The 571-nt window shown below is 41.9% G+C and carries 1 protein-coding gene; it reads right to left on the bottom strand.

The annotated features are described in order from the left end of the window. Positions 1 to 389 precede the first annotated feature (389 nt). A partial coding sequence (locus B3E92_RS10460) for a hypothetical protein (RefSeq protein ID WP_286896656.1) occupies positions 390 to 571 on the bottom strand: 182 nt, incomplete at its 5' end.

Here is a 571-nt window from a genome sequence, read left to right as displayed (position 1 = left end):
ACCTTCCCTAATGTTTTTGACTCCTACTCGCGTTTACTTGCGGTATTTAAGTAAAGACATTACTCTTCAATACCTGTGTAAAAAAAAACTACCTGCCGTATCAAGATTCTTTACGGAATTGGATAGCCTTCCTATTCTTGCTTAACTCCATTTTTACAAACAAGGACCATATAATCCACCGCTAGCATAGGCAAAAGCTACAAACCTATTACGAAGCTGTTTATAGACAACATAAATAGCAATAAAGGCCCGATGCCAATAGTACTAATTCAAAATTTCGCCATATTGTAGCTATCTCTCGCAAAGGGATGAAAAGAGTTTCTGAGGAATATCCGGTTATTCGGGAAGTAATGCTGCAGCTTGCAGGTTTAAAGAAAAGGGCATTGGCTTTAAGTGAGATAGGAGTAATGTACCATTACCACTGAGCACAGTAACAGTTGTGGTTGCAGGACTGCTACCGTTTGCGGAACAGCTACCGATGGACCGGGCACACCAACGGTCCTATGCTGCGAGAACCGATAGGCGGAGGATATGCAATAGCCTGTACAGGGAAATACGGAAGTACTTAAAC

Origin of the sequence: Sphingobacterium sp. UBA6317 (assembly GCF_002440385.1) — a bacterium.
Lineage (GTDB): Bacteria > Bacteroidota > Bacteroidia > Sphingobacteriales > Sphingobacteriaceae > Sphingobacterium > Sphingobacterium multivorum.
Note: the sequence above shows the minus strand (reverse complement) of the source record. Positions and strands in the feature narration are given on the sequence as shown.